This window comes from Sediminitomix flava (assembly GCF_003149185.1).
Lineage (GTDB): Bacteria > Bacteroidota > Bacteroidia > Cytophagales > Flammeovirgaceae > Sediminitomix > Sediminitomix flava.
The window spans coordinates 1235321-1250529 of sequence record NZ_QGDO01000001.1; the positions used below are offsets into that span (position 1 = coordinate 1235321).

Genomic DNA, 15209 nt, shown 5'->3' on the forward strand with positions numbered 1-15209 from the left:
AAGATCAAAAAATTAGTTGCTACCTCCGTATCCTTGGTTTTGCTCAAGGTTCCAAGCACGAACTTCGTTGTCTGGAATTGGAAGTAATGGCAAGTTGTTTACGTTACCTTGCATACTTTTAGCTTCAGCATTTGCTCTAACTTCTGTTGGAAGTACATCATAGTATTTCCCAGTACGAACAAGGTCATAGTAAGATACAGACTCCATAGAAAGCTCGTATTTTCTTTCCATTAAGATATCTTCCAACAATTGTGTTCCTGTAGAAGAAATAGCTGCAAGTTTATCTTGTGCACCAGCATCAGCATAATCCATTGAACCTTCGATGCTTCCTTTTGATAAAGTTGACACTCTAGCTCTAGCTCTAATTTGATTAACCATATCACGCGCTACACCTTCTTGCCCCATATGATAAGCAGCTTCTGCGTGCATTAACATCACGTCTGCATAACGACACTGACGAATATTCCAGCCGCTACTTTTACCCGCAATCTTGTCGAACTCAGGCTCCATATGTACTTTTCTGTTGTAGTAACCAGCATCTACTACTTGGGCCGTACCGTAAATGATATCGTTGTTGGCTATGATTGTACAAGCTCTTCTTGGATCACCATCTTCAAAAATATCATACAATGCTTGAGTCGGCTTATTGAATCCCCATCCGATACCTGCTTCTCTGTTTCCTTGGAATTCCGTATTCAAAGTTCCCGTCTTACGGTCAGAACTATAACCTTCTGTACCTACTACACATTGTACTTCAAATACAGATTCTGAACTGTTTTCTCCTTCAAACTCGAACATTGTTGCGTAGTTTGGAACTAAGTTATACACACCAGAGGCTACAATTGCAGATGTTTGTTCGTACACATCATTCCACGTCACTTGGTTTTCGTTGTGCGTTCCTAACTGGAACATATATGCTCTTGCCAAATAAGCTCTAGCAGCACCTTTTGTAGCTCTTCCTGTATCTTCTGCTGCATATCTATTTGGAAGTAATGCAACTGCATCTAAAAGGTCGGTCTCAATTTGAGCAAAGACTTCAGCAAAACTTGCTCTATCCAAAGCTCCAAACTCAGATGGAACCAAAGGCTTTGTGATCAATGGCACACCACCATATAATCTTACCAAAGAAACATAGTAATATGCTCTTAAGAACTTTGCCTCTCCGATATATTGTTGACGTAATTTGTCTTCTTCTCTATCAGGGTATGTTAAGGCTTCAAGCTTAGTAATTACTTCATTAGCTCTGTAAATACCTTTGTAGCTTTTCGTCCATAGCCCTGTGATATTTCTATTTGTAGCTAACGCTCTCCATTCTCTCATGTTGTTGAGCTGCCCTTGATCTGAAGGATCACTCCCTTTTTCAGAATCCCAAGCCAACATATCTCCCCACATAAAATCAAGAACGTGTCCACCTAGTTGGTCTTCTTCGTATGTCAATACATCATAAACTGCGGTAACCGCAAGTTTTGCATTATCAACATCATTATAGAAGTTATCTGCATTGATGTTAGGTGATTCTTGCTCCAAGAAGTCAGAGCATCCAATCACTGAGAACATCAGTAATAGCAGTGGAAATATTTTTACAGTTTTCATATCAGTATGATTTGATATATGTCAAAAAGTTTAGAATGAAATGTTTAGACCTGCTAAGAATGTACGAGGCTGTGGGTAGCTTGCCATGTCAATACCCGCATAAAGTGGATTGCCGTACAAGTCTCCAAACTCAGGGTCATAACCTGTATAGTCTGTAATTGTAAACAGGTTGTTAGCAGCTACATAAACTCTTAGCTGAGTCAGATTTAGTTTTGATACTAAGTCATTGCTGAATGTGTATCCTAACTGGATATTTTTCAATCTGAAGAAACTTGCATCTTCTACTAATCTGTCTGAGAAAATCGTGTTGTAAGCTAAGTTGTTTACTGTCATTCTTGGCTCTGTTCCTCCTGTATTCTCTGGAGTCCAACGGTCAAGTCTTCTGTCTAACATTCCTTCTTTACCATCCGTAGCATTGTTGAATCGAAGCATTGTATTTACCGCTTCATTTCCTTGACTACCTGTGAATAGCAACTTCATATCGAAACCTTTGTAAGCCATAGAAGCAGAAACACCGTAAGTAAAGTCTGGCATTGCACTACCTAGTTCTGTGATATCATCGTCATCAATTCTACCATCACCGTTTGTATCTACGTAGCGAATATCACCAACTTGAGGTGCTAAATCTGTCTCATAAACTTCTAAATAAGCATCTAACTCTTCTTGTGTATTGAAGATTCCATCTGTTTTATACCCTACAAATGTTGCCATTGGAAGACCTTCTTTCGTCATTGTGATTGACTGTCCTACTTTATCTACTCCTCCAGAATAGATTGGCTCACCACCAGCAAGAGTCACTACTTTGTTATCAATGAAAGAAGCATTCAATCCTATCTCATATTTGAACTCCCCTACTTGATCTCTGTAGTTGATGTTAAACTCAAAACCTTTGTTTTGCATTTCACCAATATTGGCACTTACTACTCCTGCTCCTGCATACGCTGGTGCTGGAGGTGTTAAGATCATATCTTTTGTATCCTTGATGAAATACTCTGCTACAAGGTTTAGTTTATCATCCCAGAAACCAAAGTCTAATGCAAAGTTCAACATTTCCGTTGTCTCCCATTTCAATTCTGGGTTTGAAAGGCTCAATGGTATCATACCATTGCTAATGCCGTCACCAATTGGGTATAACTGATTAGGATTTACATTCGTCACATAAGCATAATTAGCTGCTGCACTTTGATTACCTACTTGTCCCCAACCAGCTCTAAAGTTCAATTGGCTCAACCAAGCTACACTTTCTAAGAATGCTTCATTTTTCACATCCCAACTTGCCGCAAAAGAAGGGAATATCCCCCAACGGTGATCTGCTGCAAACTTTGAAGAACCATCTTGACGAACAGTTGCTGTCAATTTATACCTGTCAAGTAACGAATAGTTTGCTCTCGCAAAGTATGAAACGATTGTTTCCGTTGCTTGAGAACTAAGTACAGTAATATCATCTGTACTCTGAGCATTATTCAAATGCTGTAACTCTTTTTCAGCAGGAACATCATATGCCTTACCTTCTAGACTAGACCACGTATTTGATTGTGTTTCAACCCCAATCAAACCATTGATTCTATGAATATTTCCAAATTCTTTCTGATAATTCAAGGTTGCGTTCCATACCCAACCAAGGCCTGTTCCAGTTTTTTCTACTAGGCTACTTCTCGGATTATTATCCTTGCTACCAATAAAGTATTCAGAACTATAATTGTGATCTTGGTATGTTTTCAAGTCAATACCGTATTGAGTTCTGAAATCTAGACCTTTTGTGATATTGTAGTTCGCAAACAAGTTAGACATAAGCTTATGCTCTTTTTTCCACTTGTTTTCCATATCATCTACAATTCGAGCTGGGTTACGGATATCTGAAATTCCATCAGAGTTTCCATAGTTGTTCAAGTGGTCATCCCAAACTGGCGTGATTGGGTCAATACGAAGTACTGATGGTCCCACACCCGAATAAAGGTCTCCATTATATGACTGAATATCTGCAAATGTGTATGAAGTGTTCATACCTGCAGAAATCTTATCAGTTAACTTAAAATCGTTGTTCAAACGAACAATCATTTTCTCAAGTCCAGAATTATCAATTGTTCCTTCTTGGTTAAAGTAAGTTGCAGTAAAAACGTAATTCGATTTTTCACCTCCTCCCATAGCTTGGAAGTTTACGTTATGCATTGGTGCTGCTGTATTGTAGATTTCACTTTGCCAATCAGTTCCTTCATAAGCACCATCTCTTACAAAAGTAAGTTGCTCTAATTCTCTTGTACTTGGCGTGATACCGTCATTGTCATAAGCCTCTAATTTTAGCGTTGCATACTCACTAGCATTTACCATATTCATGGTTTTCGAAGGACTCGAAATACCTGAGTAAACATGTAGGTTAAACTTGGTCTTTGTGTTCTGCTTTCCCGTTTTAGTCGTGATAAGAACAACACCATTTGCTCCTCTCGAACCATAGATTGCAGTAGCGGAAGCATCTTTCAGAATTTCCATAGAAGCAATATCTGTTGGTGCGATATTACTGATGTCTGAAGTAGGAAATCCGTCAACTACATAAAGTGGATCAGAATTGTTGATGGTACCCACACCTCTGATACGGACTTTCATACCACTACCCGCATAACCCGAGTTGGAAACAACCTGTACACCTGCTACTCGTCCTTGTAAAGACTCTGCAACATCTACAGTTGCTACTTGAGTGAGTTGTTCTGTTTTTACTGTGGCTACCGAACCTGTTACATCGCTTTTACGCATTGTACCGTAACCAACAACAACCACCTCTTCAAGCTCTTGCGTATCGACTTCTAGAGATACTTCTATATAATCTGAATTTTCTAGGGTCACGGTTTTGGTGATGTAACCGATGTAAGAAACAGTCAGATTTACTTTGTCACCTACCTCGATTGTGAAGTTTCCATCAAAATCGGAGATAGTACCTTGTGTTGTGCCTTCAATGACAATGTTTGCTCCAGGAACAGCCATTCCTGTAGAATTGTCAATGACTTTTCCTTTAATGACTCTCTCTTGCCCTAAAGCGGTTTGAGAGATAAACAACATTGCACATATAAATGTCAGCAGTGTTTTTGTCGTATGTCTAAGTCGTTTCATACTAAAAAAAGTTTTATAAAAAGTATGACACAAATATGAAAGTGTATGAAAGACATTTAAAGGGAGGATCTTTTCATAACAGAAGGGTATTTTGTACGTGTTAAAAACACCCCTCCAGTTTTTCTACTACTCCCCCTTTCTCTCCCTTAAATATTAATGTGTTGCTCAGTGGTCTTTAAGTAAAATAAATATTAGTCCCCCTAGTTTCGTTCTATACTGATACTCAAATTCAATTCTTTGTCCTCAGTATTCGATTCTCGTTTGATATATTCTGAAGGAGTCACCCCAAACTCTTCTTTGAAGCACTTACGGAAGTATTTCAGATCTGCAAAACCAACTTCATAAGTTACTTGCTTGATATTCAATTCTCCTTCAAGTAATAGTTCTGCTGATCTTTTGAGTTTTATTTTTCTGATCAATGCATTTGCAGAAAGTCCAGTGGTTGCTTTTAACTTTCTGTACAATTGCATTCTACTCAAATTCATTTCATCACAGAATTCATCGACACCCCATTCTGGCTCAGAAACATTTGCTTCAATCACAGCTATTGCTTTTTGCAACATAGGCGGGAGTTGATCGACAGTAAGCTTTGTTTCTTTTGTTTCACCTACCATTTCTACCGTAGGCTCATTGTTCTTTGTGGAAGGAATTTCTGATTTAGGATTGGATTGAATGGCATTGAATTTTTTCTGAAGCTTTGAAGACCTTTCAATGAGTTTATTCACTCGAATCATCAAGTGATTTGAATTCAATGGTTTTGGAATGTAAGAATCTGCACCATGCATCAAGCCTTTCAAACGGTTATCCTCAGAGGCTAAAGCGGTCAATAAAATGACTGGAATATGGTCTGTTTTCGGGTCTGATTTTACTTTCTCACAGAACTCAAAACCATCCATTTCAGGCATCATCACATCACTGATGATAACATCTGGAATATTCTCTTGTGCTTTTTCCAATCCGACTAAACCGTTTTCTGCTGTCACGACCTTAAAGTCTGGCTCCAATAAACTCCTTACAAAGTTTCTGACTTCAGAATTATCATCTACAACCAACGCTATTTTTCTACCTGAAATGTATTCTTCAGAACTTTGCTCTCGGAGTCTTTCTTTCAGAATTGTATTCACATTTTCCCAATTCACAATGCTATCCACTGATGTTGCATCTTTTTGTGTCTTCTCATTCGCACTATACACATCTGTGAGAGGAATCATAAACTTGAAAGTTGTTCCAAATCCTACCTTGCTATCAACCACCAACTCTCCTTTATGCACTTGAGCCAATCGTTTAGAAAAACTTAAGCCAATCCCTGTGCTATATCCTTCAGACTCTCCTTTGCTGTAATAGCGATCAAAAATAAATGGAAGTGTGTCTTTCTTGATTCCTTTTCCTTCATCAATTACTGAAATACTTACAAAAGGCTGTGCTTCTTTCTGCTCGATACCAACAGCCACCTGAATCCTTTTACTTTTAGGCGTAAATTTGAAAGCATTTGACAAGAGGTTATACAATACATTTTCAACTATCTCCTTGCTGTACCATATTTCTTTTGGCACTTCTTCAGATACTTGAAGATCGTACTTAATATTTCGATCAATCGCCTTGTATTGGAATTGTTCAAATGTATTTTTTATGAAAACATGAAAATCAGATTGCCCTACATTCAAATCAAGACCAATCGTTTCATTCTTATTAAAATCCATCAGACGATTGATCAACATCAACAATCGGTGTGTATTCCGATACATCATCAAGTGATAATCATGATATGGATTTTTAGTATCTGAGACTAACTTCCCGAGAGGTCCCATGATCAATGTTAGTGGAGTTCTAAACTCATGAGAGATATTGGTAAAAAATCGAAGTTTTAGTTGATCAACTTCTTTTTCTTTTTGTTCAGATACTTTACGAAGTTCTTCAACTCTTTTAAGTTGTTGTTGCCTCCAGAAATATCCAATCAGAAGAACTAAAAAGCTCGCATAAATCAGGTAAGCCAAAGGTCTTTCCCAAATTGGAGGCAATACCCTAATCTCGACTTGCATTGGTTTTTTATTCCAAATTCCATCATTGTTAGATGCTAACAATTCGAAAGTATATGCACCTGAAGGAATATTGGTGTAAGTCGCTTTTCTACGAATCGAATTGGTATAAGTCCATTCTTCTTCAAAACCTTTTAAACGAAAAGCATAAAGACATTTTTCTGACAATGCATGTTGCAAACCCGAAAATTCAAATGAAAACGCATTCTGATCAGATTCCAATTCAATTTCTTCAATGGTACTCAATGCCTTCGGTAAGATCGCTTTTGAACCGATAGAATCTCCAACTTGAATCACTCTATTTTGCAAATAAAACTTAGTAAGCTGCGGTTGAGGTAACTGATAATTCAATTCGATATCCACAGGATTAAAATGGTCTACACCTTCTATTCCTCCCAAATAAATTTCACCATCGTCTCCTTTTGCATTGGCTGTGGGCATAAAGGCAGAGTTAATCAGACCATCTCTTCTATCAAAAAAGCTGTAGTTGTTCTGTTCAGGGTGACTTGAACTCATTCTGATCAATTCTTTCGGAGTGGTCAACCAAAGAAAGCCATTATCATCTTCGATCATCCCATTAATTTCCATTACAGGATTTTTCTGACTGACTGTAATGAAATTAATTTTAGCCAATTCATTTCCATCAAAATAACTCAAACCATTTTCTGTAGCAATCCAGATTGTACCATTTTTAGACTGGTAAACTTGATTGACAAAATTATCGGATAAGCCATTTTGATAGGTATAAGGAACAGCTTTGACTACTTTCTTTTGAGACTGAGATAATTCCAAAGCCCACACTCCGCCACCGCGAGTACCTACCCAAAGTAAGCCTGACTGATCTCTGAGAATTGAAGTAATTGGGTAAGAATTTGTCGATTCTTTCATTGCTTCGGGCAACTCTAAATCTTCAATGCCCTCACTGTATGAATCATGGAAATAAATCCTTCCATTCCAAGAACCAAAATAAACTCTACCTCTTGTATCTTTTGAGATTGTAATAGGATGATCGTAATCAAACCTTACTCCTCCCTCTGAAATATAGTAATGCTTTACATCTTCTAATTTTCCATTTTTATGATTGTGAGGGTTCACGCAAAAAATCCCTCCACCTTTTGTAATCACCCATAGATTATCATCAAAATCGAGCATAATATCATAGATGATACCTAGGTTATCTTCTAAAGCTTTAATAGAAGAGCTTAACGAAACAGACTTTAATGCTTTTCCTTTTTCTTTCAGCATCAATCCTGTACCCCATGTGCCCAACCAAATTTGTTCATCCGTCACTGCGATGCTACTAATTGCTTGAAGACTTCTTGTTTCTCCTCCTATTTCAATACTTTGAAAATCTTTCTGATTGCTGTTTAAAAGATGTAAACCTTGCTCTGTTCCTACCCAAATATTCTGTTGCGCATCTTGATACAAAGAACGAATAACCAAACTACTTAAACCACTTTCCTTTATTTCTAGGTGTTTTCCTTTTCCATTCAAAGACAACTGTAAAAAGCCTTTACTTGTCCCTGCCAATACCTCTTCTTGCTCATGTCCGTTTAGAAGTAAAATAGGCTGAACAATCCATGTATTTTTTGCTTTATTATAGTCTTTAGAAGAAGAGTGTACTTGATAAAATACAGGCTCTCCCTTCCTTATTTTTTCTACATCAGGAATAAAAGATAACAAGCCATGCTTAGATGAAACCCAAATCTCACCACCTCTTCCTTCTTTCATTTCATAGACATACTCAACTACATCATGTTTGAAAATGGTATGAAAACTATTCTCGACTTCATCGTAAAACTGCAAACCAGCTCCTGTTCCTATCCAAGTATTTCCGTAGTTGTCAGTATAAATTTTGGAAACCTGATTTCTTAAAAGTGATTTCCCATCTTCTTCACCCTGACGAATATTTAAACTTTTCTTATGTTCTAAATCAAGAATGTAAAGTCCATTATATTCTGTACCGACCCAAATCTTTTGATCAGCCTTATTAATCGTAAGTATATTATTGATATTTACTTTAAAGGAGCTACGTCTGTCATACTTGGTAAAAATATGCTGTTTCGTGTCATAAGAAAAAAGACCATCTACATGCGTACCAATCCAAAGAATCCCATCGTCATCCATGAGCAAACAGGTAATCTTTCTACTGTTAAATTTCTCTGGACTGACAAACGAATAATTGACTGCTTCATAACCATCATACCGATATAAACCCGACCAAGTTCCTATCCAAATGTACCCTTCCTGATCTTGAGTGATACAATTAATTGATGCTTGTGGGATATCTGTTTTTAAAGAAATATTTTGGAATGATAATGCATTTTGAGCTTGTAATAATGAGCCACTAATTAGGCATATCAAAAAAAGAATAGACTGTATTAAATACCTCCTCATTTTCATATCAAGTCCTCCAGTTGGTTAAAAAATCAGTTTCACTGATCGTAAACAATACGTGCTTATTTTAGTAATAATGCGTTTTATCAAAAAAAGCACAATGGGACGCTAGTTTAAGGGTGCAAAATACACAAAAAAAGGGGGCATATACGCTAAAAACCTTGTTAATGTATAAATAAAGGCTGTTTTGAAGGTTTTCTCACCAAATCTTACGCTAGAAGAATCTGTTCTGAAAATAACACCGCATAATATTTCACTATATAAAGTCGTAATTGAAATATCAGCTCAAAAAAGACTTTGGTTTTAGATTAATCGAATAAATAGGCTCTGAAATAGGATAAAAATATTATCTTTAAATAAGAGGAATAACTTACATATGATCTCTTTCAAATCTTACCACACTTGAACTCCTAACCCGACCTCTACCATGAAAAAATATCCTCTCACATATAACATTCCATCAACCTCAGATAGCGGAAAAAGATGGGCGATCTCAGACCTTCACGGCTGTCTGATGACATTTGATAAACTCCTAGATGAAATCCATTTTAAAACTCAAGATCAACTCTTCCTTTTAGGTGATCTCATTGATCGAGGCCCCGATAGTAAAGGGCTACTCAACCGTATCATTGAGCTTAAGGAAAGCGGTTATCAGATTCACTGCTTGAGAGGAAATCATGAAGAAATGCTTCTTGACCATGTCTATAATTATTCAAGCACACTCCGTGAATATGCTCTGATACATGGCGTACTCCCTTTGTTAGATGAGAACGAACAAATCCCGAGTCGATTTTTAAACTTCTTTGAAGAATTACCATACTATTTTGAGCTAGATAATGCTTACCTTGTTCATGCTGGTTTCAATTTTGAAATTGATGATCCGCTTTCGGATACCAACGCTATGATTTGGACAAGAGAACTTCCTTCTAGCTCAAATTGGCTAAATGGCAAAAAGCTCATTCATGGGCATACACCTACCACTTTAAGAAGAATACAACAGCAATTAAAAAATAATGATCAAATCATAAATATAGATAATGGTTGTGTGTTTGATGGTATGCGAGAAGACATGGGAGCAATGCTTGCCCTCAACTTAAATGACTACGAACTGTTGATTATGAAGAATGTTGTACACGCCTAAAAATCCCTCTTTATAGTAGTAAAATCGCCGTTTTATCGAATAAACGTTAAACCAACGATTTCTTGTAATAACAAATCCTAACACTATGCATTCGTTCTAGATTTTTACTGTTGAGCCTAGTATATTTGAAGTGTTATCAATGACAAAATAAGTTCTGAAAAGGACTTTCAAGATATATAAGAACATAGTAGAAAGTAGCAATGAGTAATAGTTAGTTTTTGGGTTACTATAAAGAGGTTTCACATTGTGAAACCTTTTTTTCTACTTCAGAATCAATAAAAAAATCCTGATAGGTTTAACGCTATCAGGATTTTCTATTTTATGAATATCTTTTCTGTTTCTATAAACAGATTTGTGTTTGAATAGCAAATACATTTGAATCCTCCTTTTCAAGACCGTCATAAGCTGCTTGAGAGTACTTATACTCAAAAGTTACTTTCGCATTATGACCACTGAAATAATAATTCAAACCTGCTCCAAACTCATTCCCTGCATTTTCATAAGCTTCATAGCCAGTATAGCCATAACTTACATAAGGCTGAAGTTTCCCATCTCCAATTGAAGGAGGTAAAAGGTAACCTAAATGAGCATAAGCTATATCTCCACTACTTACTCTTCCTGTAAAATCTTCACCATAATTCATGTGCATATATGTAGCATAAGCTGTCAATGCTCCATTGCCTAGTGGTGCATCATAAAATGCATCTACAGAAAGGTGTGTTACATTACTTGTTATGGTATTTTTTTCAAGACCTTCAAATGTGTTCAAAGCATCTATACTTCCTCCTTCAGCAAGTTTAATAACTCCATCTTTGTGGTGGAAGAATCCTGCTCCAATATTGAAGACACTTTTCTTACCTAAGTATGTACCTGTTTTAAAAGGTAATGTAGTAGATTCTCTGTCCTTAAATTGGTATGCAAAATAACCTTGAAAGATGCTCATCCCTTTGTTTGAACCTACAGCACTGTATAGTTTTCTTGTATTATACGAATACGAATCTTCTGTCAGCGTATTCCCTACATCAGCACTATTGCTCATCGGAACGTTCCACGCCACACGATACTCCAAACGATCAATATTACCTTTGGCAAACAAACCAATATGTCTAGCCATCTGATCTGAGAATCCAATTTGTGGCCATCCAAAAGTTGGGTTATCCATGGTCAGCATAGAAATTGTACTGTGGTTTCCCATACGGTTAATTCCATTCCAATAGTGTAAACCTCCACCAGTTGTAAATGTGAATGCTTCAGACTTTGTCCAGTTATATTCTCCCCATAAATCATGTAGAAAAACTTGAGAAGCATTCGATTCAGTACCTAGTTTAGTAAGTTTATTTGGGCTCAAGCTGTTCAAACCAGCGTGTGCCAATACCAAAAATTTAGAAGAAATCTGTGCATATGCCAATGCTCTTGCTCTTCTGATCTGAGGTGTAATAGTAAAATCTTCCTGTCCTTGAGTTCCATCAATCTTAAATTGCCCCCAAGCTAACACTCTTACGTAGCTACTTCCATCCTCATTTAATGAGAACTTTAGAGGTTCAAAAGTTACTTTAGACTCTTCTTCTTTTTCCTGAGCAAACAATGATGTAGTGATTAAGGTAAAAAACAGGAAAAAAAGTCTACTATAAAGCCTATTCATAATGATAATATGACGTTTGATAATTTCAAATGTGAGTAAATATTCAAATCGGTGGCAAATATCAGAAGAATACTCTTTAACAATTATTAATGTATGTGAATGAACTCTTTGTAAAAGGCTGAAAATGAAAAAAAGACAGCAAAACAATATTTACTGCCTTTTCTATTATCCTAATTCAAAATAATTATATCGTTTTTATGATTTGCTCGTTTGAAACCCTCAGACGTTTTCCCCAAATCCCTTCCTGTTTTCCTTTACCACAAGAGATGACCATACAAATACCTGCTGAAGAGGGTAATCGTAACAATCGTTTCAACCTTACACTATCAAAACCTTCCATAGGACAAGTATCATAACCCTCAGCTTTCATGGCATACATAAAAGTCATACAAGCTAATCCGCAGGTTTTATGCAATACCGTCCATACATCACTTTTAGAAGTTTCTCTCACACTCGGTCTAAATAAACCTACGGTGGCAAATATCATTTTACGGATACTTCCCATAAGCCCTAAAGAATCATTCCGATAAAGTAATGGCATCAGTTTACCGTAATAAGCCCCTACTTTTTTAAGTTCTTCAATCCGATCTCCATATTGAATTTTCAATTGATCGTAATTAAACTTCGCTCGTTCTTTCCACAGATCTGGCCTAATGACAGCAACTACCAATTCACTTGCTGTTTTTGCAGCAGACTGATTGAGACAAATCGGAACCATTGCGGCTTTCATTCGCTCACTTTTTATTCTATAAAATTCCCAAAGTTGCATATTAGAGCTATTTGGAGAAAGTATTGCCAGCTCCAAACTCCGTTGGACAGCCTCATGATCAAAATCGAATTCTGTATCATAGACTCTGACCGAACGGCGTTCTTGAACGATTTGATTGAAGGAATCAACCAAGTCCTTGTTTTTAGTTTCCAGCATGGATTCGTTAGTGTATAATAAGTTTATGAGTTAAAAATAATTTCCATCCGCCCCCAGATGAAATCAAAACATAGCTTGACGACTATAAAAAGATGAGTTGGTCGTAGCTCTGAATAATAATTTAACTTTTTAAGCTGAAATTAGTTATCTCAAAGTCAAAAGTTTCGTATAAACTGCTAACTTGATTTTTGAGTTTACGAAACATCAAACTTTCAATATTTTATATTTATTGAGTAAATAAGTTCATTGCATGGCATCTTTATTAGATTTTGTAGGGAATACCCCTCTAGTCGAAATTAAAAATATTAATCCGAATCCTAAGGTCAGACTTTTAGCAAAACTTGAAGGACACAACCCAGGTGGTAGTGTAAAAGATAGAGCTGCATTTAGCATGATAAAAGGAGCCTTAGATCGAAATGAAATAGATCAGCACACAAAACTCATTGAGCCTACTAGCGGAAATACAGGAATTGCTTTGGCTATGATTGCTCGCCTTTACAATTTGAATATTGAATTGGTAATGCCAGAAAATTCTACCGCAGAAAGAGTAAAAACTATGAGAGCCTATGGCGCAAAAGTTACGCTTACTCCTGCTGAAGGTTCTATGGAGACAGCCATTGACTATGCCCGTCAGAAAGTGGAAGAAGATGGTTATGTAATGCTTAATCAGTTCGGGAATCCTGATAATTACATGGCTCACTACCGTACTACTGGCCCAGAAATTTGGAGAGATACCGAAGGAACAGTGACGCATTTTGTTTCGGCAATGGGAACAACAGGGACAATTATGGGGACTTCCAGATTCTTGAAAGAGAAAAATAATAATATACAGATTGTAGGTACGCAACCTCAAGAAGGTTCTCGTATTCCAGGTATTCGCCGATGGCCAGAAGCATATCTTCCAGCAATTTTTGAGAAAGAGAGAGTAGATCAAGTGATTGATGTATCTCAAACTGACGCTGAAAACAATGCGCGTAGATTAGCCAAAGAAGAAGGAATTTTTAGCGGTGTAAGTAGCGGTGGAGCCCTGACTGCTGCTTTAAAGGTTGCTGAACAGATTGAAGAAGGAACAATTGTATTTATTGTTTGCGACAGAGGAGATCGCTATTTGTCCTCTGAATTATTCAGCTAACAAAAAATCATATAGGTATTTCATCCGTTGGAACTCGATTTCAACGGATTTTTTTTATGTCTAACTTTCGCAAGACTTCGAAAGGAATTATCTTAAACAACCAACTTATTTTTTAACCCAAAAACTATGCTCAGCGAAAAAGAACAAATCTACCGTTTGGCACTTCACCTTACCCCAAAAATAGGAAGTAGATTATCTAGAGTTTTATTAGGTCACTTTGAATCTGCTGAAAATATATTTTCACAGACCAAACAGTCATTACAGAAAATACCACAGATTGGCGAAGGGATTATTCATAACCTTTTTGATAAAATGCTTTTAGAAAGAGCAAAAGAAGAATATGAGTTAACCCAAAAACACGATATTTCTCTCTACTTTTATTCAGAAGATAACTACCCTTATAAGTTAAAACAAATTCCAGATGCTCCTACCCTATTTTACTTTAAAGGGCAAAAAGAATCATTAGAAAACCAGAAAATGGTTGCTGTTGTAGGTACTCGAAAAGCGACTGAAGCGGGGAGAAAGTTTTGTAGAGAACTGATTTATGAACTTCAGAAATTCAATGACCTTACCATAGTAAGTGGTTTAGCCATTGGAATTGATGTTGAAGCACATAAAGCAAGTCTAAAATCAAATATACCTACCATTGGAGTAATGGCTAATGGGATGGGAAAAGTATATCCTTCATTTCATAATAAAATAGCCGAAGAAATGTGTCATCAAGGGGGACTGATTACAGAAGGACAAATGTTTTCTAAACCCGATAGTGGAAAATTCCCTGCCCGAAATCGTATCATTGCTGGACTATGCGATGTTACGCTTGTGATTGAAGCCGCAGAAAAAGGAGGTGCATTAATTACTGCCGAACTTGCCAATTCTTATGATCGGGAAATTATGGCTGTACCAGGAAGACCATCCGATAAGTATTCGGCAGGATGTAATAAATTGATCAAAAAACACAAAGCTCATTTGCTCAATGAATTCTCTGATCTTGAATATTTAATGAATTGGGGGGACGATGGTCAGCAATTATCATTATTTCATGAAAAACAGAAGCCTACTTTTCATAACCAAGACGAAGAACGAATTTATCAAGAACTAGAAACTGGAGTAAAAATGCTAGATGAGTTGGTTTACAGACTTAAAATTCCACAAACCCAATTGGCTGCTTTACTTCTTTCTCTAGAACTAAATGGTGTCATCCGTCCATTACCTGGAAAAAGATTTGAATTATGCTAATA

General features: G+C 36.7%; 8 protein-coding genes. 3 read left to right on the forward strand and 5 right to left on the reverse strand.

The window, feature by feature from the left end:
• Positions 1-12: 12 nt before the first annotated feature.
• From BC781_RS04780 to BC781_RS04790, 3 genes are all read right to left on the reverse strand, one after another.
• Complete coding sequence (locus BC781_RS04780) at positions 13-1593, reverse strand: RagB/SusD family nutrient uptake outer membrane protein (RefSeq protein WP_109616081.1); 1581 nt, start codon at positions 1591-1593, stop codon at positions 13-15.
• A gap of 30 nt (positions 1594-1623) precedes the next feature.
• Positions 1624-4695, reverse strand: coding sequence for a SusC/RagA family TonB-linked outer membrane protein (locus tag BC781_RS04785; protein WP_109616082.1), 3072 nt, complete (start codon positions 4693-4695; stop codon positions 1624-1626).
• A gap of 200 nt (positions 4696-4895) precedes the next feature.
• Complete coding sequence (locus BC781_RS04790) at positions 4896-9134, reverse strand: hybrid sensor histidine kinase/response regulator transcription factor (RefSeq protein WP_109616083.1); 4239 nt, start codon at positions 9132-9134, stop codon at positions 4896-4898.
• A 421-nt stretch (positions 9135-9555) separates the two neighbouring features.
• Between BC781_RS04790 and BC781_RS04795 the strand changes: the two genes are divergently transcribed.
• Complete coding sequence (locus BC781_RS04795; protein ID WP_109616084.1) at positions 9556-10269, forward strand: metallophosphoesterase family protein; 714 nt, start codon at positions 9556-9558, stop codon at positions 10267-10269.
• Between the two features lie 340 nt (positions 10270-10609).
• Here the strand turns inward: BC781_RS04795 and BC781_RS04800 are convergent, their stop codons facing one another.
• Positions 10610-11911, reverse strand: coding sequence for a hypothetical protein (locus BC781_RS04800; RefSeq protein WP_146201622.1), 1302 nt, complete (start codon positions 11909-11911; stop codon positions 10610-10612).
• A gap of 184 nt (positions 11912-12095) precedes the next feature.
• Entirely contained in the window at positions 12096-12836 is a 741-nt protein-coding gene (locus BC781_RS04805) for a nitroreductase family protein (RefSeq protein WP_109616086.1), read from the reverse strand.
• A 250-nt stretch (positions 12837-13086) separates the two neighbouring features.
• Between BC781_RS04805 and cysM the strand changes: the two genes are divergently transcribed.
• Positions 13087-13968: a cysteine synthase CysM gene (cysM, locus tag BC781_RS04810; protein WP_109616087.1), complete on the forward strand. Its 882-nt coding sequence runs from the start codon at positions 13087-13089 to the stop codon at positions 13966-13968.
• Positions 13969-14094: 126 nt separating this feature from the next.
• Entirely contained in the window at positions 14095-15207 is a 1113-nt protein-coding gene (gene dprA, locus BC781_RS04815) for a DNA-processing protein DprA (RefSeq protein WP_109616088.1), read from the forward strand.
• Positions 15208-15209: the final 2 nt, after the last annotated feature.

Coding starts and splice junctions, on each gene's coding strand:
- BC781_RS04795 (WP_109616084.1), top strand. CDS start 9,556: ATGAAAAAATATCCTCTCACATATAACATTCCATCAACCTCAGATAGC.
- BC781_RS04785 (WP_109616082.1), bottom strand. CDS start 4,695: ATGAAACGACTTAGACATACGACAAAAACACTGCTGACATTTATATGT.
- dprA (WP_109616088.1), top strand. CDS start 14,095: ATGCTCAGCGAAAAAGAACAAATCTACCGTTTGGCACTTCACCTTACC.
- cysM (WP_109616087.1), top strand. CDS start 13,087: ATGGCATCTTTATTAGATTTTGTAGGGAATACCCCTCTAGTCGAAATT.
- BC781_RS04805 (WP_109616086.1), bottom strand. CDS start 12,836: ATGCTGGAAACTAAAAACAAGGACTTGGTTGATTCCTTCAATCAAATC.
- BC781_RS04790 (WP_109616083.1), bottom strand. CDS start 9,134: ATGAAAATGAGGAGGTATTTAATACAGTCTATTCTTTTTTTGATATGC.
- BC781_RS04780 (WP_109616081.1), bottom strand. CDS start 1,593: ATGAAAACTGTAAAAATATTTCCACTGCTATTACTGATGTTCTCAGTG.
- BC781_RS04800 (WP_146201622.1), bottom strand. CDS start 11,911: ATGAATAGGCTTTATAGTAGACTTTTTTTCCTGTTTTTTACCTTAATC.